This is a genomic window from Octadecabacter arcticus 238, from assembly GCF_000155735.2.
GTDB lineage: Bacteria > Pseudomonadota > Alphaproteobacteria > Rhodobacterales > Rhodobacteraceae > Octadecabacter > Octadecabacter arcticus.
This window is the reverse complement of sequence record NC_020908.1, coordinates 4104352-4124601: the sequence shown is the minus strand read 5'-3', so window position 1 is coordinate 4124601 and position 20250 is coordinate 4104352. Positions and strand designations below refer to the sequence as shown.

The window sequence follows — 20250 nt, the reverse complement described above, 5'->3', positions numbered from 1 at the left end:
CGGACGATCCCAACAACTGGAGTAGAAATAATGAAAAATACCGTAACTGCAATGGCTCTGGCACTATCCGCCACCGCTGTTTTCGCTGAAGACCAAGTCACAATCGAGTTCGCCTATCCCTACAGCCACCTCTTTGATGTCACCTATGAAGCGATGATGCCCGCTTTCCAAGCGGCACACCCGAATATCGAGGTGAAGTTCCGCGCCACATATGAATCCTATGAGGACGCCACCAACACCGTCCTGCGCGAAGCCGTTGCTGGCAACCTGCCAGACGTTTCCATGCAGGGCCTGAACCGCCAAGCGACGCTGGTCGACAAAGGTATTGCTCAGTCGCTAGCCCCGTTCATTGCTGCTGAGGCCGATTTTGAAACGGAAGGTTACCACGAAGCCATGCTGTCTTTGTCGACCTTTGACGACGAAGTCTATGGCCTGCCGTTCTCGATCTCCCTGCCGGTTGGCTACTACAACATGGACATCCTGCGGAGCGGGGGCATCGAAGAGCTGCCAACAACATGGGACGAGGTGATTGCAGCCTGTAAGACCATGAAGGCCAACGGCATCGACAACCCGATCTTCTGGGGCTGGAACATCACCGGTAACTGGTTCGTGCAGGCCCTATTGTGGAGCCAAGACAAAGCCATCGTCGAAGACGGCCGCGTGACAATGGACAGTCCAGAGGCGCTGGTCGCTCTGGAGCAAATGCAGGAAATCTTCACCGAGTGTGAAATGCAGAACCTCCAATGGCAGGCTGCTTTGTCGTCTTTCTCTGCGGGTGATGTCGGCATGATGTTCTGGTCGACGTCGGCCTTGGGCGCGGTCGAGCGCAGCCAAGGTGATTTCGAACTCGTGACCGGCCCGTTCCCCGGCCTTGATGGCGCGCCTATGGGTCTGCCTGCGGGGGGCAACGCCGCGATGTTGACCTCAACTTCCGATGACCCTGCCGTACGTGAAGCAGCTTGGACATGGTTGAAGTTCATCACGTCAGGTGAAGGCGCTGCGGAAGTGGCTAAAACCACGGGCTATATGCCCCCAAACAAGGCTGCGAACGAGATCATTCTTGCCGATTTCTACGAGCAGAACCCCAACAAACAGATAGCCGTGGACCAGCTTCCGCTGCTGCGCGACTGGCTGGCTTATCCCGGCGACAACGGCTTGGCGATCACGCAGGTGATCTATGACGGCATCGAACGCATCGTCACCGGCGACGCCACCGATATGAAAGAGCTGCAGGAAGAACTGGTCGAGGAAATCGCCGACCTTCTGCCAAACGGCTAAACCAATTCCGGTCGCCCTTTTGGGGGCGGCCGGACCTCTTTATAGAAAGGCTCAGGTCCATGAAACTTGTACACATTTCCGACATTCACCTGACAGCTCCCGGCGAACGCATGGGCGGTTTGAACCCCCACAGACGTTTTGCCCAAGCGCTTGACGATGTGCGCGCGCAACACAGCGACGCCGCACGGATTATCATCACTGGCGATTTGACCCATTGGGGCGAGCCTGCTGCCTATGCGACCCTTGTCGATGCGCTGACCGATGTGCCCTGTCCTGTGCGCCTGTTGATTGGCAACCACGATGACCGCGCCGCGTTTCTTGGCGCTTTTCCGGATCATCCCAAGGACCCATCCGGGTTTATCAATCACGCAGAAACAGTCGACGGCATGCGTCTCATCTACCTCGACACAACCGCTCCGCGCACCCACGCTGGCCATTTTTGCGCCGCGCGGCGCGATTGGCTTGAAAGTGAGTTGAATGACTGCACAAGCGCGCGCCTATTCATGCATCACAATGCCATGCCGCTTGGGCTGCCTGCCGAAGATAAGATCGCTCTTGTCCCCGAAGATCGCGCACCGCTGGCGGAGCTCTTGAGCACCTATCGCAACCGCATCGCGTATATCCATTTCGGCCATGTCCATGCACCCGTGCACGGGACGTGGTGCGGCATTCCCTTTGCCTCCGTTCGCTCCACCGGCAATCAATCCCTGCCTGACCTGACCGAGCAGGAGCTGTTGCAAGGTGCTCCAATGGCCCCATCCTATGCAGTGATACTTGTGGATGATACGGGCACAATCATCCATGACATTCCCTTTACGTGGGATGGACCAGTGTTTAGCTCCAGCACGTCTTGGGATGATTGGGCCAAACCGGTTGCTGCAGAATGAAGTTCATCCATCTCACCGACACCCATGTCATTGGCGAAGGGTTGCTTTACGGAAAAGATCCCGCCGCGCGGCTGCGTGCCGCTGTGGCCTCCATCAATGCTGAACATGGTGACGCGGATTTCGTTGTCCTGACCGGTGACATGACCCATTGGGGCGACGCGGCAGCCTATGCGCGGTTTACGCCCGAAATCAAAAAACTCAATATGCCCGTGCATCTAATGGTGGGCAATCACGACGATACGGCAGCCTTTGGCGAGGCTTTCCCTGAAACGCCCCGCGATGACAACGGTTTTGTCCAAAGCGGCTTTGACAACCCGTTCGGGCGGTTTCTCTTGCTGGACACCAAGGACCCAGAAACCCACGCCGGCGCATATTGCCCCGCGCGCCTAGCTTGGTTGGATCGCGAACTGGACCAAACCGACGGCCCAATCGTCCTGTTCATGCACCACCCGCCATTTAAGACAGGCATCGCATCCATGGACCGGATTATGTTGCAAGATGCGGAGGCGTTCCATAATGTCATCGCATCCTACAAGGCGCGTATCCGCCATCTGTTCTTTGGCCATGTGCATCGCGCCATTTTTGGTAATTGGCGGGGCATCAGCTATTCCTGCATGCGCGGCCTCAACCATCAGGTTGCCTTGGAGTTGAACGGGGCTGTCGATCGTATTGCCGCAAATTTCGAACCCCCGGCCTACGGTGTGGTGACACTCAGCGACGATCAGGTCACGGTTCATTTGCACGATTTTGCAGATCGCTCAGAGCGATTTTTCTTGTGAAGCGGCCCTATCGGCTGCGCGGGACTGAACGCCAAGCGCCAGAGTGCTGGAAAACAACGCGCTGGCCGGCCGTTTGCACCCATTCAATGTTACATAAGCCAAGCGCCTTTGGCTTAAATACTATGATTTTATCCCGGGTGATTGGCGCTTTGTCTCTTTCGCCGTCATCGAGCAAAAATGAGCCGGACAGAAACCGGACATTGGCGCAGCTGCAGCGAATTGACGCTTTGTCCGCAGTCTGTGAGTTCGCCCCTCGCAGATTTTGCAGTTGCAGCGAATGGCCGCTCTGACGGGCCGCACCGCAGCATTTTGAGGTGGTGGCCAATGGCTGCAAAGGGCCGTTCGCGTAAATGCACAAGGCGACCAGCCTAAACTTTGGAAAGCCCCTACTGTGCGCTTAGGTAACATTTGCACCGGCTGTTTGAACAATTGGGAGGTCCAGAGATAGGCTGCGAAACTTTCGTCTGGTGCAGAGCACTAGTGCCTCGCGTCACGAGGTTTGACAGGGTTTGGATTTTCTGAATCACTCCGGAATAACTTTTGGAGGATGTTGATATGGGCAAACGTGGGCCAGCTGTGAAGTATGTGGTTCGTTTGAATTCAGAGGAGCGTGAGCAACTGGAGGGGATGATCCGCACCGGTCGTGAAGCGGCGTATCGGCAGCTCAAGGCGCGAATATTGTTGAAGGCGGATGTGTCCACCGAAGGCTGCGGTTGGGATGACGCGCGGATCGCCGAGGCATTGGAGACCAGATCTTCAACTGTCTTTCGTACGCGCTACCAGCTTGTTGAAGAGGGACTTGAGGCGGCACTGGCTCGCAAGAAGCAGTCAACATCGGCGCACGCGCGGATCTTTGACGGCGAAGCTGAGGCAAAGCTGATCGCGTTTGCTTGTTCCGCCCCCCAAAGGCCATGCACGCTGGTCGCTGCGGCTTTTGGAAAAGCGCGTCGTCGAGCTGGGCATCGTCGAGGCGGCCAGCGACAGCACGATCGGGCGCGTGCTAAAAAAAACGTGCTCAAACCGCACCAGAGCCGCTATTGGGTGATCCCGCCATCGGCAAATGCCGCATTCGTCGCTGCAATGGAAGATGTGCTCGACGTCTACACACGCCCACACGATCCGGCGCGCCCGCTGGTCTGCCTGGACGAGACCTCCAAACAGCTGACCAAAGAAACCCGCGCGCCGTTTCCCATGCAGCCGGGCCAGCCCGCGCGGTTTGACTATGAGTATGAACGCAACGGTGTGGCCAGCTTGTTTATGGTGTTCGCGCCGCTAGAAGGCTGGCGTCATGTCGCTGTCCGCGCCCGGCGCACCGCTATCGACTATGCTCATGTCCTCAGGGACTTGGCAGACACCCACTTCTCAAAGGTCGACAAGATCGTTCTTGTCCAAGACAATCTGAACACCCATCGACCTGCGTCACTCTACAAAGCCTTTCCAGCGGCTGAAGCCAAACGCATCGCTGATCGCTTCGAGAGGCACTACACGCCAAAACATGGTTCCTGGTTGAACATCGCAGAATGCGAACTCAGCGTTTTGGCTCGCCAATGCCTGGATCGCCGCATCCCTGACCAAGCGTCTTTGGAAACAGAAGTCACAGCTTGGACCCAAAACCGAAGCAACGCACGAGCCAAGACAAACTGGCACTTCACCTCCGAAGACGCCAGAATAAAGCTCTCTCAGCTTTACCCGCAAATTGCCTGAATCACGGCACTAGATTGACCCTTAGGGTGCCTATGTGAGTCTGTGGCGCAAACGTGAAGCACACTCACAGTTGGCGTTGTTGCAGGGAGGCATCTGTAGTCGCAAGTGTCCCTTTCCCATGATTCAGGTCATGCAACAGCCTCGTACTTGGCACGGCCAAGCCCGTTCATTTTGTTGAGAATGTTTGTCCCAATCCTGACTTCAGTTTTTTGGTTTGGAAAGTTTCGAGCTTTCAGTTTGGGGCCGATGACCATCTTCCAGCGGCCTATTTGTGCTTCGCCGCGGCTCCGGTGATTGTAGCCGCTGCTAACTTGCCATGTCAGGCGCCCTTTGTCTCGAATCTCCGCTATGTGTTTATCTCGGGGCGTTGGATCACGGGCAGCATCGAGGCTGAGAACGGCCGTGATTGGAGGCGGAATTACAATCTCTATAGCTTCACCAAAACGGTCCACAAGCAGATCGCTGGTAGGATCGCCATCATAGGCGCCATCCGCCAAAAAGCGGCTAACAGGAGCGTCAATCTGATCGAGAAGTTCGGGCAAAGCAGTTGGGTCGCCCACGTCGTCTTTTGTCAAATCAGAGTAAACGATATCTCCAGTTGTGAGATCCAGTCCAAGGTGCAGCTTGCGCCACGACTTACGTTTGGCCTTTGTTTTATGCTTTTTCTGCAACCATTCCCCCCTCGCCGAATATCTTTAGACCCGTACTATCCACAACTAATTCGATTGGGCCGGCCCTTTGGGCTTTAGAGTTTTTCTGGCATGCTGAGCCCCGCACCTCTCCGCGAGAGGGTCGAGAAATCCGGAACGGAAACATCCATCCCCATAAGCCGCGCCAAACTGCCGACCAATCCTTGCGTCTGCCGCAAAGGTTGTTTGAAAACCATACCCAGCGTCAGGCATACTGATATGGCCATATCAGAATATGTGGGTTGGCCGCCTGGCGTCTGACGTTTATCGGCAAGCCACTTATCTTCAACCTCAGGGCTCAACCAAATTGTCACATCACCACGCTGACGCAGGCCTTCATTGTACACTCGCCAGTTGGTGACCTTCTGTCGCTTCTTTTCAAACTTGTGGCGGCGGGAAGCGTTGAATTTGTGCGGCATCATGAATATCCGTGTCGTTTGCAAGCTGGGTGTCTAGCAGACCCGCTGGGGTCCCTGCAACAACGCCGAAAAAACTGCTATGTCTTCATATGAAGATGCAAAGACGATCAACTGTATTCTTGGTCATGTGGCATATCCTTTTCTCAATGAGAATTGCGGCGCGTCAACAACGCCATGATATGCCGCCCATCTGGGCCGTCACCAACTTTCGGCTATAGCTCTGTTCAGCCCGCTAAGCTCTCTGCTAGCGAGAGGCAGATAGCCTAATGGATACGTCTGCTCTCTTATACCCTGTCTTTCTACTCTTACCGGACCAATAAAAACTCAACAGTTTTAGCTACATTTAAAGCACCTAAGTGAAACTAAACTTTAGCTTTAATACTGGGAGTTATGCATATGCCACCATCATTGTTAGCATCAAGAACTGAAACCCAAGTTAACAACTATACATCTTGTACTCAGCCTGGCGCTCAGATCACTGCACAGATTGAAAATGCTATCAGGTTGTTGATGGTGAAAGCGGTCGTGATCAAAATGACTGTCACACCTCATCCACCTTCTGACTGACCAAGAAACTGTATGAACATGAGCGCAATAATGACATATGCTTTGGGCTTGATTAAGACGGATACTCTCAATGGCCCATTTTTTCTTGAAAGTGGTGAGGGCCCGATGGGAGCTATGACTGAATCTGGTGTTTGAGTGGTTTGAAGGTTGGCGGCGTATCTGGTTGAATTGTTGTTGGAAGACAGCAGCCCAACCAAAGGAGATACACCACCATGGGAACTACTAACATTGTTGATTTTGCGCGTCGAGACGAGATGACGGACGCGTTGACGGAGTTGCTGAAAACGGGAGCACAACAATTGATCGCGACAGCAGTTGAGGCTGAGCTTGTCAGTTATTTGGCGCAATTTACCGGCTTACGCACCGATGCCGGTCACGCGGCAGTCGTGCGTAATGGACATCATCCGGCCCGCCCGTTTCAAACGGGCATTGGCCCTGTGAGCGTGCGCATTCCAAAGGTTCGGTCCAAGGACGGCACACCGGTGACATTCCGGTCTGCCCTGGTGCCGCCCTATGTGCGCCGCACGAAGACGCTGGAAGCGGCCTTGCCATGGCTTTACCTCAAAGGGATCTCCAGCGGCGAGATGGCTCCCGCCCTCAAGGTTCTTCTGGGCCCAGATGCCGTTGGCTTGTCGGCTAATACGGTTTCGCGTTTAAAACGCGATTGGGCCAATGAATACGAGGCTTGGAAAGGCGCTGAGTTAGATGACGAGCCCATCGTCTATATCTGGGCCGACGGCGTTCACAGCGGCCTTCGGGGCGAGGATGACAAGCTCTGTGCCCTTGTTATTATTGGGGTAACTGCCCGTGGCAAGAAGCGATTTCTGGCAATTGAGGATGGGGTGCGCGAGTCCACGCAGAGCTGGCGCGAGGTTCTGCTTAACCTCAAAAGCTGAGGCATGAATGCGCCCAAACTGGCCATCGGGGACGGTGCCATGGGGTTTTGGGCGGCCATGGACGAAGTCTATCCTGAGACCCGCCATCAACGCTGTTGGCAACACAAAACGATGAACGTGCTCAATTGTTTACCCAAGCTGTCTCAGCCAAAAGCCAAGGCCGCGCTGCACGACATCTGGCAGGCCGAGACCAAAGTCGATGCAGAAAAGGCGTTCGATCTGTTCATCAAAACCTACGAACCCAAATATCCCAAGGCCACACTATGCCTGCAAAAAGATCGTGAGGAACTCATGGCATTCTTCGACTTCCCGGCGCAGCATTGGCAAAGCATCCGCACTAGCAATCCAATTGAATCGGCCTTCGCGACGATCCGGCATCGTACCAAGCGTTCAAAGGGCTGCCTGTCACGCGATGGCATGCTGCACATGATGTTCAAACTGGGGCAATGTGCTGAGCAAAATTGGAGGAAGCTACGCGGCTTTGACTACCTCGCAAAAGTCATCACAGGCGTCACGTTCAAAGACGGAATCGAAACCACAAACCCCGACCAGATCACCGCATGACCAACAATACTCAAACACCAGATTTGACAATAACTCGCCCGATGGGCGGGCCGGTTAGAGGCGACGATCAAAAGCTCGCCCCCCTTGATGCATTTTGCTGCAAAGCTAAACCACGTGGCCTCCCCCAAATTGTTGCCTCCAAACCGGGCATCAAAGTTTAGCTTTGCAGCAAAGCGCAACAAGGTGCTTAGATTTTGCGTTTTCCCGTCCTGTGTGGTCACAAGTTGGTTTGCTTTGATACGGATGATAAATGGGACGTTGTTTTTATGAAGAAAATCCAAACATTGTGCTCCAATGAATTCCCGGTCCGCTAACAAGAACTTGATGGTGGAGACCGGCCTTGTTGCAGGGAGGCATCTGTAGTCGCAAGTGTCCCTTACCCATAATTCAGGTCATGCAACAGCCTCGTACTTTGCACGGCCAAGCCCGTTCATTTTGTTGAGAATGTTTGTCCCAATCCTGACTTCAGTTTTTTGGTTTGGAAATTTCCGAGCTTTAAGTTTGGGGCCTATGACCATCTTCCAGCGGCCTATTTGTGCTTCGCCTCGGCTCCGGTGATTGTAGCCGCTGCTAACTTGCCATGCCAGGCGCCCTTTGTCTCGAATCTCCGCTATGTGTTTATTTCGGGGCGTTGGATCACGGGCAGCATCGAGGCTGAGAACGGCCGTGATTGGAGGCGGAATTACAATCTCTATAGCTTCACCAAAACGGTCCACAAGCAGATCGCTGGTAGGATCGCCATCATAGGCGCCATCCGCCAAAAAGCGGCTAACAGGAGCGTCAATCTGATCGAGAAGTTCGGGCAAAGCAGTTGGGTCGCCCACGTCGTCTTTTGTCAAATCAGAGTAAACGATATCTCCAGTTGTGAGATCCAGTCCAAGGTGCAGCTTGCGCCACGACTTACGTTTGGCCTTTGTTTTATGCTTTTTCTGCAACCATTCCCCCTCGCCGAATATCTTCAGACCCGTACTATCCACAACTAATTCGATTGGGCCGGCCCTTTGGGCTTTAGATTTTTCTGGCATGCTGAGCCCCGCACCTCTCCGCGAGAGGGTCGAGAAATCCGGAACGGAAACATCCATCCCCATAAGCCGCGCCAAACTGCCGACCAATCCTTGCGTCTGCCGCAAAGGTTGTTTGAAAACCATACCCAGCGTCAGGCATACTGATATGGCCATATCAGAATATGTGGGTTGGCCGCCTGGCGTCTGACGTTTATCGGCAAGCCACTTATCTTCAACCTCAGGGCTCAACCAAATTGTCACATCACCACGCTGACCCCTCCGTGCCAATAAGCGTGAGACAATTGACTGGCTAAAGTTTACACTTGAGGGCGTAGGAGAAGAACCATGGTTATGCCTTCACAATCAGCGCTTTTGCCCGATGTTGGATCTGGTGCTGTTTTGGCCCCGACGTCGCCTCCTCGCGTTGTTATTGCGCCGTTGGCTCCCAGCGCAGAACATGATGCTGCAAATGCTGTTGGGTCAGAGTGTTCTTACGACGCCTGATGGGGGTGCGGAACTCCGTTTCTCAATTGAAGCTGGGCTGAAAGCCATCAAGGGCAACCCCAACATGACTGATCGCGAACTGTTCGGCTGCGTGAAGACGATTGAAGATGCGATCGATACGATTGATCAGGTTCAGGCGAACGCAACGCCCCAGACGCGCTGATGTTTGGTCTGGGCAAAAAAGACAAAGACAGCAAACAGGTCCGCATCGAGCATCGTGGGCAACACACGCGTGCATCGCGCACGGGTGGCGTGTCGGTGCGGGGCGAACAAAAGGCGGGCCCGGTCAACCTCACCGCCAATTCGTCAAAGGGCCTGCGCGCATCCACACGGATTGCCAACGGCACGCGTGTTGCGCTGCAAAATGGCCGGTTTCAGCTGATCGGCCGGTGGCGGGCAGGGCCTCTCGGCTTCAACCTTTCCAAGACCGGCGTCAGCGCGTCTGTGAAGAACAAGGCTGGCACTTTCAACTTCCTGAAGCCTCAATACTCGTCTTTCAAGTTTGCAGGGGTTCAGCTGCGGGGCAAGAAGGCTGCACAACTTCAGCTTATCTACATGCTGATCGTGGCATCCGTGATCTCTGCCATTTTCGGGGCTAGGGTCCTTGTCTTCGCCGTTTGGTTGATCGCGTTGCCATTTTTGTTTCTGTCGGACCTCGTGATCGGTTTTGTGAGGGGCGCGCGCGACGTCTGAACTTGGGCTGATGGCTCCTTGTGCGGTTGATGACGGCCACTTCCGACATGCCGTTTATCCCTCATGCTCGACCCACACCGCAAACTTCCCGCTTTCATCGCAGATCCTTCGCTCGATCCGCGCGGCAGCCACTGCGGCGTCAATGTTGCTTATTATCCCCGCCTGTTCAGCATCAAACGCCATGGCCTCAGCAAGGCTCTCGGTCCTGTGGTTCAACCCTGTGGTACTGTCATGCCAAACGAACGCATCAAAGCCGGTGAGGTCATCTTGTTCGGGACGCACAACCTCCCAAGTTTCAGCTCCACCCTCGCCAAACCGCACACCATTGATCACGCGCGCTGCGGCATGGTCGGCCTTGAGCTCACCGTAACGGCGGCGATCGTAATCCTGTGCCGCTTCCAAGCTCTCATGGGTCTGCCCATCAGCGGTACGGAATAGGTTCTCTTCAATGTGGTCCCCAAAGTACATGATCGCCTCAGGGCGGTTGCGCAGATCATAGCACCACTGCAGCCAGCCTGCGGCGGTCGCGTGGTCAGGGTCAGCACTTTGGGCCGCGTCCATCTCGATTTGATCCATCATGCTGAGCATAACCTCATACCCCTGCGCATAATCAAATTCGGTCACGCCCGCCGCTTGGAAAACCCGCTCGAGCACGACATAGGCGCCATCGCAGACGCCCATATCTTTGAAGAACTGCAGTGATGTTTTCATCCGATGGCTCCATATGCGCGGTCTGATCCGCCCAGCCAGGTGACCGGATGCCCGTTTGTTTTGATCGCTTTGCCACCCGCGGCACCGGGATTGCCTCCCACAGTATAGCTGCCGTTGATATCGCCCGTCAGATGGCTGCCGCCCGCACCGCCCGCCGCTCCCCAGCCACCGCCGCCGCCGCCATGCGGATATGCTGCGGCTATTGCACCGGTCTGTGTATTGGTGACCCTGTGGTAGATATCATAGGTGTCGCCGCGCCCTGCTTGGCCGGGGCCGCCGCCGGGTGCTGCAAAGATCGTGTCAAAGTTTGACCCATAGGGGGGCGACGGTCGCCTGTCAGGATATCCTGCAACGGCACTAACCGTAGCGCGTGATGCGTTGACGATCAGCTCGCCAACGCCACCGGGTCCACCGGGCATCACCCGCCCGCCTCCTTGCCCCTATATTCCACCAATTTTATGGGAACCTGAACTGCCACTGCCACTACCCATCGCCTGATCTCCTTATATGCCGCCACCGGCGTAGTTCACGGCGCCACTTGCGCCACCTGCACCGCCGTGGGCGGCGGTGGTCTGGCCCGCAAAATTGTTTGCGTCCGTTGCGATTGCGCCAAATTGGCTAATCGCGCCGCCAGCGCCAAAGCTGCCCAAGGTTGTCCCATTTGTATCGCCTCTATTGGCTCGCCCGCCGCGTCCCCCTCCCGCGCCACCGCCGCCCGGGGCATAAAGTGGGGTCGTAAAGATGATGATGCCGGGCGTGCCGGTCTGTCCGCCGCCCCCGCCGCCGCCGCCGCCAATATAGCCGTTGGTATTGTCGACACTGATTGGCCCTGTCAGGCCAAACGCAGGCCCGCCGGGCTCGGGTGCGATATAGGTGCTGCGGTTGGCCTGAAGATAGCCGCCGTCGCCACCTTTCCCCATGATAATGCCGCGGTTGACCAGCGTTAGCCCACCAGGGAACGCCCCGCCCATGTCGAGTGCAGGAATGGCCGTATTGTCAGACCAGATGTAGACGCCCGCGGCCACTGTGGCCTCGACCTTGCTTGTGCCGTCCCAGCCTTGTTCTTGCAAATATATGTGCAAGTTCAGCTCCAGCTGATGGCTGGTGATGGTGTGGGTGAACTGGGCTGACTTGCCTCTCAGACTACCAAGCCCAATGGCCCCGTTTGCTACCCCGGCAAGGCTACGCACCTCAGGCTCACCAAGCGCGACAGCGGCGTTGGACGCGCGCCCAAGTTCGGTATTCACCTGGTTCAGCGCGATCGGCCCTGTGGTGGGAAGCGCCATCGCTACAAGCTCCCAAAGGCTGTGACATTGCCAAGCACCGTGAGGTTGCCCGAGCCATCGAGCGTCATGACGTCAGTGCCGTTGTAGCGGAAGGTCAGGTTTGCTCCGGTCGCCTGGGCGGTAAAGGCGCCCCAATGGGCGCCCACCTCGACGATTTCCTCGCTGCCATCAGCGCGTTTAAGAAAGAGTTTGCCGTCACGCGTGTTGATCGCCAATTCGCCTAGATCAAGCTGAGCGGTGGTCGGCACCTTGGTTGCAACCGCGGAACGCTTCATGCGGATTGTGCTGGCCATCTGACCTTCTCCTGATTTGCCTCATGTGAGGGGACGGACGGATCTATGCGGATCCGCAATTGCTGGATAGAGATCCAATCAGAACGTGCCGCCATCAAGCGCCACGCCGGTGATGCTCCCACCGGTGATTGTGATGGCATTCGCCGCCTGCGTCGCCAGTGACCCAAGCCCGAGGTTGGATCGCGCCGTCGCCTTGTTGGGCAGATCCGCAAGGTTGGAGGCTGCAGCCAGCTTGCCTGCAAGCGCATTGGTCACGGTGGTGGCAAAGTTCGGATCATTGCCCAAAGCCGCCGCCAGCTCATTGAGCGTATCGAGCGCGCCAGGGGCCGCAGCAATCAGCGCGCCGATCTCGCCAGACACAAACCCCGTGGTCGCCAGTTGGGTGGTGTTTGTCCCGGATGCGGCCGTTGGGGCTGTTGGTGTGCCGTTAAGAGCGGGGGAAGCCAATCCGGCCTTGCCATCAATGGCCGCCTGCAGCCCCGTTACCTGTGCGATCGTATGGCTGTGCGTGGCTGGCGGATAGGTGGAAGGCTTGCCCGTCACACCTGCCCAAGGCACGCTGTCGGCCATGTCTGCGGCATCCACCTTGCCGTCATTATCCGCGTCATAGGCGGATTTTAACATGTCACCGGCACCAAATCCCGCGAGCGCTGTCTGCACAAAGGCGGTGGTTGCGATCTGGGTTGTATTGGCGCCACCGGCCGCCGTGGGTGCTGTGGGCGAGCCGGTCAAGTTCGGCGAGCTCACCGGGGCTTTCGCGTTGAGCGCGGTTTGCAGACCGGTCACATCTGCGAGCCCATGGGCATGGTTGTTCGGTGCCTTCCCATCCAGCGCGCCCTGCAACCCACTTATATCCGAGACGGCGTGGCCATGGCTGGATGCCGCTTTGCCGGCAAGCCCCGCATCAAACTGGGATTTACGCACAAGATCGGTCGCACCCGTAGCATTTTGTGCGGATTTGGGCACGACAGAGAAGGTCTTGGCGCCACCCACAGACTGGGTGCTGCCCAGATCAATGAAGGCGCCGGTCCCTGCAAGTGGCACGATGGCCGTGGCATTGCCCGCTCCGTCATCGCCTTTACCGACATACAGCGTGTTCTCCACCTCGTTATGAGCGACCTCGCCAGATTTGAGAGCGGCGGGTGCGCCGGCATTACCGGTCAGGCGGCGTTTGAACTGGATTGTATTGGCTATCAGAAAAAGCCTCCGTTGATGGGTGCGTCGTTTGGAAGGATGGTGATGCCAGGATTACCTTGATCACCTTTATCGCCGTCTGGACCGGCTTTGCCCTGTGGCCCGGGCTGGCCGGCCAGATGCAGGCGCAGCGGTCCCATAGCGGCGCGGACGCGGATTGGCGCTGTGATCGTGATCAGACCGGTCTGGAGGGCTGCGGCACTCATGGCACCAGCCCCCGTGTGACCGGCAATATGACAGGGATCTCAAGCAAGAAGCCGAGATGCAGATCAGGATCGAGATCAGTGCGCACAAGATCGAGCACAATGCGCCCGGGCAAGAGGGCTGCGGTCTGCGCTGGACGCAGCAATAACTCTAAGACCGTGTCGCTGACCCTCAGGATACCGCCATCGGCGCTGGTGATCGTGGCCAGCACCGCGCCATCGCTCGGCCTTATCCGGATCTGACCGGCATAGGCCGCACCTTGGGCAAAGACAGGTGCCTCCGCTTCGATCTGGAGCCGCCAAGCATAGCCGATGAGCACAGCCGGGCCTTCGCTCAAAGTCGTGATGGTCATGGCAGCCACCCACAAACCTCAGCCCCGGTTTCATTATGGCCCAGGATCTGGCGGGCTGTGCCATCGGTGAGCTGATCACGCGTTGATGGACGGATGGGTGCGGCCCAGTCGCAGTCAGTCCGCAAGCGGCCCTCAGTCGCGCATCCAGCGAGCAAGACGGCGCTGAAGATCACTGCGCTCCATGTTTTGAACGTCATGGCGGATTTCCTTTGAAGATTGCAAAGACCGAATGCGGGCATCGGCGCGGCGGATGGCAAAGCGGGCCTCGCCAGCTTGGCGCCCCTGGCGGACGGCGATCCAAAGCGCGACGAGAACGGCTAAGATGATTGCTGCGCAAAATGCGGCCCGCCTGCCGAGCCCCGTGAAAAGCGCACGTGCAAGGGTGATCATGGCGTGCGCCCAGTTTTGTGATCCTCAATGCGCGCGGCCCGTGCTTTGAGCGCGTAAAGGATCACCCCCACAAACACGGCCATCCCTATCCAAGGCAGTGCCGCAGGCAGCCAGGCCTCAAAGCCTGTCAGCACGAAGAACCGGCTTGCGACATCCCGGGCCTGCTCTGCCTCAGCCAAGGCTGGTGCGATTTGGGCCCCCAAAGACCCTGCAGCGCCAATAACCCCCAGCCCGATCTGGGCATTGGCTGCAGAGACAATCCGGCTCTCAGAGGGCCGGCCCGCAGCACGCTCTGGTGCGACCGCGCGTGGCGCGGCTTCTGCCAATGCTTCGCTCAGCGCCACATCAATGATTGGCACCAGCGGCAGGTCGTTGTCATCGCGAAAGGCAAGAATTGCAGCCCTGGTGCGCGGGCCGATCTGGCCATCGGCTACACCCACCTCATGATAACCCAAGGACCGCAGTCGGGTTTGGACATCACGCACCGTGAGCGTGCTCGCTACCGCCATATTCCCCGCCCGGCGTACGCCGAGGAGCTTTGACACCGGATAGCGCTTTATATTGACCGCATCCCCTTGGTTGCCACCAAGCCCCCAGACCCACGCGCCCTCAATCCGGTCGATGAAGAACACATGCCCCTGCCAACTTGAGCTCCCGCGCGGGATGACAGCGATATCGCCCGGTTGTGCGTCTGCCACCTCCACCGGCACGCCCCAATCGAGATAAGACCGCGCCGTGAGCTTACGCGTCGAGCGCAGCCCTGCGCGCTCCAAACAATGCCCCACGAAGGCCGCGCACCAAGCCACAGAGTCGTGCTCCACCCAGTCGTGGCCGACAGAGGCATACATCTCCATGACGGCAGGGTTGTCCTCGGGGCCGGGGCCTTCGGTGGTGCCGATCAGCCCGCGGGCAATCTCAAAAGGTGTCATGATGCTCTCCCATGCAAATGCAAAAAGCCGCCCCTTAAGGACGGCTATGGTGGTCGTTTAAATAAAAGCGTGGCCCTGCGAGGTGGGGTGGCGGGGTGCTGTGTGCCTAAAGAGACCCGCGCAAACGCTCGCTGGCTTGCACAATCCAGTCATCCGCCGCCGCCGATTGGGAAGGGCCAATGCCAACTACGCCGAAGAGTTGAACTTCAAATATACCTAAGCCTGTCTGCAGGTCGGGCCAAAAGCCACCCTGTGATAAAACGGCTGAGCGAAGGGCTTCGACAGGCTCGGACGCCATAGATATCTTGGCGAGGATTTGCGCGATACCGGTCATTGGGAACACCTCTTTTCATCCGTTTGTTGTTGCGCAGATGGCCATGCTCCAGCCGATTAACAAGAGTAGTCTGCATATCTGTGACGGCTTATTTCTTGCGACAAAGCCAAGCGGTAATGAGCGCCTCGGCCCCTCGCGGTCCCAGATAGGCCAGCGTGGCCACAAGCCCCGTGCTCACCGGCTGACCAAGCGCCAAATAACTCGCCACCGCCTCGCCAATAATGGCCATGCCGATGGCGACAGGGATTTCCCATAGGAGCTCCTTGCCAAAAAAGCGCCGCCGGCCCAGCTTGACCTCGCCCGAGTGATACATCAGCCGCCCCGTAAAGGCGCCAATCAGCGTCGTCATCGCGCCGCCAAACAGGCTGTTTAACGTTTCTAAAAAGCCCTGCTCGGTCATGGGTGTCTCCTTTGTTGCCTTCTGCAGGTACAAACCCACTTGCGTGGTATTTAATTAGGTCTATATTAAGACCTGTTTTTAGATCTATTTTGGAGGCTGCTATGCAGCGTGTCGAAGCCAATATCGCCGTCAGCGTCTCTGATCTCAAAAAAAACCCATCGCAGGTCATGGCACAGGCGGACGGTGAGCCCGTTGCTGTGCTCAACCACAACCGTGTCATGGCCTACATGGTGCCCGCCGCGCGCTATGAGGCCATGATGGAACATCTAGACGATTTGGAACTCGCCGAGATGATCAAGCGGCGCGCGGGTGAGACACCGGTTCGGGTCAGCCTGGATGCGCTATGAGCTGCAGTTTTTGCCATCCGCACTCAAGGAATGGCAAAAACTTGGATCCACGCTTCAGGCACAGTTCAAAAAGAAGTTGATCGCGTGCCTCGCCCAGCCTCAGGTGCCTGCTGACGCGCTGCATGGCATGCAAGACCACTATAAGATCAAGCTGCGCAGTGCCGGCTACCGATTGGTCTACCGCGTGGAAGAGACTTCCATCACAGTCACGGTCGTGGCAGTTGGTAAACGCGAGCGCAGCGCAGTCTATAAAGCGGCGCAAAAACGCGCAGATCCTTAGTATTCCCCACCATCGAGCAGCGCCTCAAAGACACTATCGGCGGTATTGCGCAGGCGTAGCGTCGGCGGCGTCGTGCTGGTGTCGAGCCAAAGCATGCCCGGCGCTGTCGCCGGTGGCTCCACGCCACTGCTGCTGGTCGAACGCAGTGCCGCCACCACCTGGTTGATCTGGGCACGCACGGCCGCACCATTGTCATTGATGATCACAAAGCTTGGGGTCTGAGCCACTACACCACCTCATCCGCTATCAGCCGCAATTCCGAGACAATCGGCGTAAAGGCCGGATCATTCGTGCGCAGCCAGGCCCGCGCCTCAACCGCACGCGCCTCAATCTCGCTGTTATCAATTCGTCCCCAGGGACCCCAGAGCGGGCTTGGGCTGGCGGGATCGTCATCGGTTTCTCTGACCTCTAGGACCACATCGATATCTGCGCCCTCAGAGCCGTCAAAGTCCGCCCAGGCATCAACCGGAGTCATGCGATCGTCGATGTAATCCGACAGTGCCGAGGCCCCGACCAAGATATCCGAGCGCAGCCGCACCAGCTTCAGCGCGCCAAAATCTAGATGCGCGCCGAACTGGTAAAGCCCCTCAAGCGCCAGAACCTGCGGCGTGCCTCCGTCAGGACCACTTGTGAGTTTAAGAACGCCGCCGGCCGCTTCAAGATTGGTCTTTGGCCCGGCAAAGGCAGGCTCGGCTGCCAGCGTGTTGAGCTGCACAAAGCTCAGGATCTGCACGCCCTTGGTCGTGACGGTGCTGACTGGACCAGTCCGCCCCTCGCTGTCTTGCGCACGTAGCAGGTAGGTCCCGGGTTTAAGCGGGACGACAGCAATCGCCTCGCCGCCTGAGACCCGGTCCATCAGCGTGGAGTTGGCCCAAGTGGCCGCCATCTCCTTGCTGTGGCGGATGATGATATTGCCCCCCACGCGGACATCCACATCAACGGATCTTTGCCATTTCAGGACGGCAAGCCCACCCGCCGACTGGATCGTGAGCCCGGCGAGCGTTTCTGGCGGTGCTGTCAGACCCACAACCTCCAATGCGCCGTCCCGCCATATCGAGGAGACACCCAGCACCGAGATCGCCTTGACGCGGAACGCCCATTGCCCGGGCCGGATATCGCGCAACTCCATCACCGTGCCCGCGGTGCGGCCCCGATCCAACCATTCATCCCCATCCCGGCGCGCCTCGAACTGATAGGTGTCCACAAAGCCCGATGCGGCCGGCTCCCAAGAGATGCGGGCCAGTACTTTGACCGCCGAGCCATCGCGCGTGACATACAGCTCTTCGCTGGCCTGTGGCGCCCCCGGTGGGGCAATGTCAAAAGCCGAAGGCAGCGTTGTGCGCGGCGCCGCTTGATAGATCTGCTCCTCCGAGGCATCCCAGTCATAAATGAGTGGCGAGGTCTCGCGCAGCAGCAGTTCGGGTGCCAGGCGCGGGCCTGCGCCCATCTGCGTCAGATCAAGCCGCACAGCGTCAACCTCAAAGGGCTTGCCCTCCGGCAGCGCCGTCCCGCCAAACCCCCAGCGGTCATATTGGACGTATGTGACCTCCCCTGCCGCGATGCGCCACGCCTTGAGCTTGCCCGCCACCTTCAGGCTCATCTGCCGTCGCGCGCGCTCCAGCTCAATCTTTGCCAAGCGTTGCGCCATAGAGGCCGAGATCGTGAAGGGCAGCGAGATATCGCGCCAGACCCGCTCGCCATTATCCTCCAACCGGTAGGCCTCACTGGCATAGGCCGGGAAGTCATCGGGCTGCCAGCTGTTCTCTGGGCTGACAAATTGGCCGCGCACCGCATTGAAGTTTGACGCCCGGCTTTGCCGTGTGGTCAGCACCATCCCGCCTTCACGCAGATCATCTGCCGTGAGCGTCGTTTCCGGGACCCGGTAGGCCCCCGCACGGATACGCCATTGGCCCGCCTGCCAGATGCAGCCGCCCGCCATGGCCGTCAGCATGGCCTCGATAATGGTCCTGGGTGTTTGTGAGAGCGAGACCACGCCATTGCAGCTAAAGCGCGCCTCGGTGCCACTCGAAGCCAGCGGCACGGCCTCATCGCAGATATTGGCCGCCTCAATGAGGCTGTCGGTCTCTATCCCATCCGCGGCTGCGATCGCAGCGCCAATGCCATAGGTCGGATGGGCCATGTAATCAGCAATGCAAAGCGCTGCGTTATCGCTATAAACCTGCTGTCCTGTCCTTGGATCAAGGATGTCATTCTTGCCCTCCAGATCCACCGTGATGTTGGGGATCCCACCCGGAAAGGCATCCTGGTCATAGGTCAGCCGCAGATAGATCGCGCCACATCCTGCAAGACGGTGCGCATTGCTCCAATGCTCCGGAGCGGCGGCAATCAGGCCCGCAAAGGCTGTCTGATCCTGAGCCCCAAGGCGCTTTTCCACAGCGAGTTTACCGGCCCATCTACCCTGAGCCGCACCCGCCGCAGACACTGCCTCCTCGCCTTCAAAGTAAATCGCCCCGATGGATTTGACGCTGTGGGCCGCCAGTACGACGACCAGATGCAGGTCTTTGTCCTTTTGCCCGGTTGCATGCAGAAAGACGATCACGCCGCCCTTGCGGACCCGGCCGTAAACCATCTCGCGCGGCATCACCGGCTCGCGCACCGTCACGGTGCGGGCCTTCATTTCCATCTGGCCAATGCTGGGCGCTGGCATCATTGCCTGTGCGGCCGCCGAGAGCAGCATCGAGGCCCCAAAAGAGGCTGCAAAGCCAACCAGACCCGTGGCCGCAAAAGCCGCAGCCACACCGCCTGCAGCAATTGCCGCGCCCCCGAGGGCCACAGCACCAAGAACGACAGGTGGCATGGATTAGGTCCTCCACGCGAGACGACACGTTGCAAGTGGCACGCGCACCAGACCCTCTGGTGCCACAAAGGCGGCCTTAGCGCCGGTCACGACGCCAAAAGCCTCAGGATCACCGCCCAACACCAGATCCCCACGCTGCGCGAGGCGTGGATCGGTGAGTGGCTCCCCAAGCAAACTGCGGCCACCTTCTTCAAGTGTTTTCCAGCCAAGCTTGCGCCGTATCCGCTCGCAGCCGATTGGCGTGCTGTAGCGTCCCCGCCAAAGGGCTGCATGGTCAGGGCCGCCGGTCAGGTCGCGGTGCAAATCAATGGCCCATGTGGCACAATCGTGCTTGCCCCAGATAAAGGGTTTGTCGCGTGCCTCGGTAATGCCTGCGGCAAGGCGCTGCTCCCATCTATCAATCATTGGCATGCTTGGAATCCTTTGGCCGACTCATGCCACCGCGATGCGTCGCCAAAGTGGAGCGGGTGCAAGCAAAAAATGCTCCACAGAATCTGTGTATATCTCTGTGGACGAAACGTGGTTTAACTGAAAAAGTCCGGTGCATTCAGAGGGTTGCCCTCTTTGCACAAAAAATACGCAAATAACGCAAGGCGCTGATTTTAAACGGTAATAATTTTATCAGTTGAACAATTTTGCTACGCATAGGCCATACAAAACGCAAAATCTAATTTCTATAGGTCTCTTGGCAGATTGTGCATAAGCCGCGGCGATATCCCCAGATTTTA

Annotated in this window: 23 protein-coding genes and 3 pseudogenes; 9 read left to right on the top strand and 17 right to left on the bottom strand. The window is 57.7% G+C overall.

The window, feature by feature from the left end; translation table 11 throughout:
- Positions 1–30 precede the first annotated feature (30 nt).
- The 4 genes from OA238_RS21365 (at position 31) to OA238_RS30645 (ending at position 4648) form a co-directional block, all read left to right on the top strand.
- On the top strand, positions 31–1278 hold the full coding sequence (locus OA238_RS21365) for an ABC transporter substrate-binding protein (protein ID WP_015496816.1): 1248 nt from the start codon (positions 31–33) through the stop codon (positions 1276–1278).
- A 59-nt stretch (positions 1279–1337) separates the two neighbouring features.
- A complete protein-coding gene (locus OA238_RS21360) occupies positions 1338–2165 on the top strand; it encodes a metallophosphoesterase (protein ID WP_015496815.1) in 828 nt (275 codons plus the stop codon).
- Positions 2162–2944, top strand: coding sequence for a phosphodiesterase (locus tag OA238_RS21355; RefSeq protein WP_015496814.1), 783 nt, complete (start codon positions 2162–2164; stop codon positions 2942–2944). The genes OA238_RS21360 and OA238_RS21355 overlap by 4 nt, the downstream gene beginning before the upstream one ends.
- Positions 2945–3499: 555 nt before the next feature.
- On the top strand, positions 3500–4648 hold the full coding sequence (locus tag OA238_RS30645) for an IS630 family transposase (RefSeq protein ID WP_015496813.1): 1149 nt from the start codon (positions 3500–3502) through the stop codon (positions 4646–4648).
- 128 nt (positions 4649–4776) lie between these two features.
- Here OA238_RS30645 and OA238_RS34770 read toward each other — a convergent pair.
- Positions 4777–5759 (bottom strand): annotated as a pseudogene (locus OA238_RS34770) (IS5 family transposase).
- 776 nt (positions 5760–6535) lie between these two features.
- On the opposite strand from OA238_RS34770, the pseudogene OA238_RS30640 reads away from it, so the two are divergent.
- Positions 6536–7783: pseudogene (locus OA238_RS30640) on the top strand (IS256-like element ISOan6 family transposase).
- Here OA238_RS30640 and OA238_RS32045 read toward each other — a convergent pair.
- A pseudogene (locus OA238_RS32045) lies at positions 7705–8112 on the bottom strand (hypothetical protein); the annotation flags it as partial. The pseudogenes OA238_RS30640 and OA238_RS32045 overlap by 79 nt on opposite strands.
- A 63-nt stretch (positions 8113–8175) precedes the next feature.
- Positions 8176–9090, bottom strand: coding sequence for an IS5 family transposase (locus OA238_RS21325; protein ID WP_051076542.1), 915 nt, complete (start codon positions 9088–9090; stop codon positions 8176–8178).
- A 42-nt stretch (positions 9091–9132) separates the two neighbouring features.
- Here OA238_RS21325 and OA238_RS33060 point away from each other — a divergent pair, with 42 nt between their 5' ends.
- A complete protein-coding gene (locus OA238_RS33060) occupies positions 9133–9291 on the top strand; it encodes a hypothetical protein (protein ID WP_187293091.1) in 159 nt (52 codons plus the stop codon).
- Positions 9292–9453: 162 nt separating this feature from the next.
- The gene (locus OA238_RS21315; RefSeq protein ID WP_015496812.1) at positions 9454–9984 is read left to right on the top strand and encodes a hypothetical protein; all 531 of its coding nucleotides are present in this window, start codon (positions 9454–9456) and stop codon (positions 9982–9984) included.
- Positions 9985–10038: 54 nt separating this feature from the next.
- On the opposite strand, the gene OA238_RS21310 is transcribed toward OA238_RS21315, so the two are convergent.
- The 11 genes from OA238_RS21310 to OA238_RS21260 all read right to left on the bottom strand — a co-directional run bounded on the left by OA238_RS21310 (position 10039) and on the right by OA238_RS21260 (position 16077).
- Complete coding sequence (locus OA238_RS21310) at positions 10039–10695, bottom strand: hypothetical protein (protein WP_015496811.1); 657 nt, start codon at positions 10693–10695, stop codon at positions 10039–10041.
- Positions 10692–11117, bottom strand: coding sequence for a hypothetical protein (locus tag OA238_RS21305; RefSeq protein ID WP_144055951.1), 426 nt, complete (start codon positions 11115–11117; stop codon positions 10692–10694). The genes OA238_RS21310 and OA238_RS21305 overlap by 4 nt, the downstream gene beginning before the upstream one ends.
- An 81-nt stretch (positions 11118–11198) precedes the next feature.
- Positions 11199–11981 carry a hypothetical protein gene (locus OA238_RS33055; protein WP_015496809.1) on the bottom strand — a complete coding sequence of 261 codons (783 nt, stop codon included), beginning with the start codon at positions 11979–11981 and terminating at the stop codon, positions 11199–11201.
- A gap of 2 nt (positions 11982–11983) precedes the next feature.
- Entirely contained in the window at positions 11984–12274 is a 291-nt protein-coding gene (locus tag OA238_RS21295; RefSeq protein WP_015496808.1) for a hypothetical protein, read from the bottom strand.
- Between the two features lie 78 nt (positions 12275–12352).
- Positions 12353–13378, bottom strand: a complete 1026-nt coding sequence (locus OA238_RS21290) for a phage tail fiber repeat family protein (protein WP_015496807.1) — start codon at positions 13376–13378, stop codon at positions 12353–12355.
- A gap of 89 nt (positions 13379–13467) precedes the next feature.
- Positions 13468–13674 carry a hypothetical protein gene (locus OA238_RS21285; protein WP_044037313.1) on the bottom strand — a complete coding sequence of 69 codons (207 nt, stop codon included), beginning with the start codon at positions 13672–13674 and terminating at the stop codon, positions 13468–13470.
- On the bottom strand, positions 13671–14024 hold the full coding sequence (locus tag OA238_RS21280; protein ID WP_015496806.1) for a hypothetical protein: 354 nt from the start codon (positions 14022–14024) through the stop codon (positions 13671–13673). Before OA238_RS21280 ends, OA238_RS21285 begins: the two co-directional genes overlap by 4 nt.
- Positions 14025–14156: 132 nt before the next feature.
- The gene (locus OA238_RS33050) at positions 14157–14414 is read right to left on the bottom strand and encodes a hypothetical protein (protein WP_015496805.1); all 258 of its coding nucleotides are present in this window, start codon (positions 14412–14414) and stop codon (positions 14157–14159) included.
- On the bottom strand, positions 14411–15343 hold the full coding sequence (locus OA238_RS21270) for a C40 family peptidase (RefSeq protein ID WP_015496804.1): 933 nt from the start codon (positions 15341–15343) through the stop codon (positions 14411–14413). The genes OA238_RS33050 and OA238_RS21270 overlap by 4 nt, the downstream gene beginning before the upstream one ends.
- A 106-nt stretch (positions 15344–15449) precedes the next feature.
- Positions 15450–15677 carry a hypothetical protein gene (locus OA238_RS21265; RefSeq protein ID WP_044037311.1) on the bottom strand — a complete coding sequence of 76 codons (228 nt, stop codon included), beginning with the start codon at positions 15675–15677 and terminating at the stop codon, positions 15450–15452.
- Positions 15678–15765: 88 nt separating this feature from the next.
- Complete coding sequence (locus tag OA238_RS21260; protein WP_015496803.1) at positions 15766–16077, bottom strand: phage holin family protein; 312 nt, start codon at positions 16075–16077, stop codon at positions 15766–15768.
- Positions 16078–16178: 101 nt separating this feature from the next.
- Between OA238_RS21260 and OA238_RS21255 the strand changes: the two genes are divergently transcribed.
- Together OA238_RS21255 and OA238_RS21250 are read left to right on the top strand one after the other, a co-directional pair.
- Positions 16179–16424, top strand: a complete 246-nt coding sequence (locus OA238_RS21255) for a type II toxin-antitoxin system Phd/YefM family antitoxin (protein ID WP_015496802.1) — start codon at positions 16179–16181, stop codon at positions 16422–16424.
- Positions 16414–16704 (top strand): type II toxin-antitoxin system RelE family toxin, encoded by a 291-nt coding sequence (locus OA238_RS21250; RefSeq protein ID WP_015496801.1) that lies wholly within the window; start codon positions 16414–16416, stop codon positions 16702–16704. Before OA238_RS21255 ends, OA238_RS21250 begins: the two co-directional genes overlap by 11 nt.
- Here OA238_RS21250 and OA238_RS21245 read toward each other — a convergent pair.
- Genes OA238_RS21245 through OA238_RS21235 form a run of 3 tightly spaced genes read right to left on the bottom strand, consistent with a single transcriptional unit; the run spans position 16701 to position 19933 of the window.
- Positions 16701–16931 (bottom strand): hypothetical protein, encoded by a 231-nt coding sequence (locus tag OA238_RS21245; protein WP_015496800.1) that lies wholly within the window; start codon positions 16929–16931, stop codon positions 16701–16703. The genes OA238_RS21250 and OA238_RS21245 overlap by 4 nt on opposite strands.
- Entirely contained in the window at positions 16931–19522 is a 2592-nt protein-coding gene (locus OA238_RS21240; protein ID WP_015496799.1) for a phage tail protein, read from the bottom strand. The genes OA238_RS21245 and OA238_RS21240 overlap by 1 nt, the downstream gene beginning before the upstream one ends.
- Positions 19523–19525: 3 nt before the next feature.
- Complete coding sequence (locus OA238_RS21235; protein ID WP_015496798.1) at positions 19526–19933, bottom strand: DUF6950 family protein; 408 nt, start codon at positions 19931–19933, stop codon at positions 19526–19528.
- Between the last annotated feature and the right edge of the window lie 317 nt (positions 19934–20250).

Excerpts from the sequence above, each read along its gene's own strand:
- OA238_RS21365 (WP_015496816.1), top strand. The coding sequence starts at position 31 with ATGAAAAATACCGTAACTGCAATGGCTCTGGCACTATCCGCCACCGCT.
- OA238_RS21360 (WP_015496815.1), top strand. The coding sequence starts at position 1,338 with ATGAAACTTGTACACATTTCCGACATTCACCTGACAGCTCCCGGCGAA.
- OA238_RS21355 (WP_015496814.1), top strand. The coding sequence starts at position 2,162 with ATGAAGTTCATCCATCTCACCGACACCCATGTCATTGGCGAAGGGTTG.
- OA238_RS30645 (WP_015496813.1), top strand. The coding sequence starts at position 3,500 with ATGGGCAAACGTGGGCCAGCTGTGAAGTATGTGGTTCGTTTGAATTCA.
- OA238_RS33060 (WP_187293091.1), top strand. The coding sequence starts at position 9,133 with ATGGTTATGCCTTCACAATCAGCGCTTTTGCCCGATGTTGGATCTGGT.
- OA238_RS21315 (WP_015496812.1), top strand. The coding sequence starts at position 9,454 with ATGTTTGGTCTGGGCAAAAAAGACAAAGACAGCAAACAGGTCCGCATC.
- OA238_RS21310 (WP_015496811.1), bottom strand. The coding sequence starts at position 10,695 with ATGAAAACATCACTGCAGTTCTTCAAAGATATGGGCGTCTGCGATGGC.
- OA238_RS33055 (WP_015496809.1), bottom strand. The coding sequence starts at position 11,981 with ATGGCGCTTCCCACCACAGGGCCGATCGCGCTGAACCAGGTGAATACC.
- OA238_RS21295 (WP_015496808.1), bottom strand. The coding sequence starts at position 12,274 with ATGGCCAGCACAATCCGCATGAAGCGTTCCGCGGTTGCAACCAAGGTG.
- OA238_RS21285 (WP_044037313.1), bottom strand. The coding sequence starts at position 13,674 with ATGAGTGCCGCAGCCCTCCAGACCGGTCTGATCACGATCACAGCGCCA.
- OA238_RS21280 (WP_015496806.1), bottom strand. The coding sequence starts at position 14,024 with ATGACCATCACGACTTTGAGCGAAGGCCCGGCTGTGCTCATCGGCTAT.
- OA238_RS33050 (WP_015496805.1), bottom strand. The coding sequence starts at position 14,414 with ATGATCACCCTTGCACGTGCGCTTTTCACGGGGCTCGGCAGGCGGGCC.
- OA238_RS21270 (WP_015496804.1), bottom strand. The coding sequence starts at position 15,343 with ATGACACCTTTTGAGATTGCCCGCGGGCTGATCGGCACCACCGAAGGC.
- OA238_RS21265 (WP_044037311.1), bottom strand. The coding sequence starts at position 15,677 with ATGACCGGTATCGCGCAAATCCTCGCCAAGATATCTATGGCGTCCGAG.
- OA238_RS21260 (WP_015496803.1), bottom strand. The coding sequence starts at position 16,077 with ATGACCGAGCAGGGCTTTTTAGAAACGTTAAACAGCCTGTTTGGCGGC.
- OA238_RS21255 (WP_015496802.1), top strand. The coding sequence starts at position 16,179 with ATGCAGCGTGTCGAAGCCAATATCGCCGTCAGCGTCTCTGATCTCAAA.
- OA238_RS21250 (WP_015496801.1), top strand. The coding sequence starts at position 16,414 with ATGCGCTATGAGCTGCAGTTTTTGCCATCCGCACTCAAGGAATGGCAA.
- OA238_RS21240 (WP_015496799.1), bottom strand. The coding sequence starts at position 19,522 with ATGCCACCTGTCGTTCTTGGTGCTGTGGCCCTCGGGGGCGCGGCAATT.
- OA238_RS21235 (WP_015496798.1), bottom strand. The coding sequence starts at position 19,933 with ATGCCAATGATTGATAGATGGGAGCAGCGCCTTGCCGCAGGCATTACC.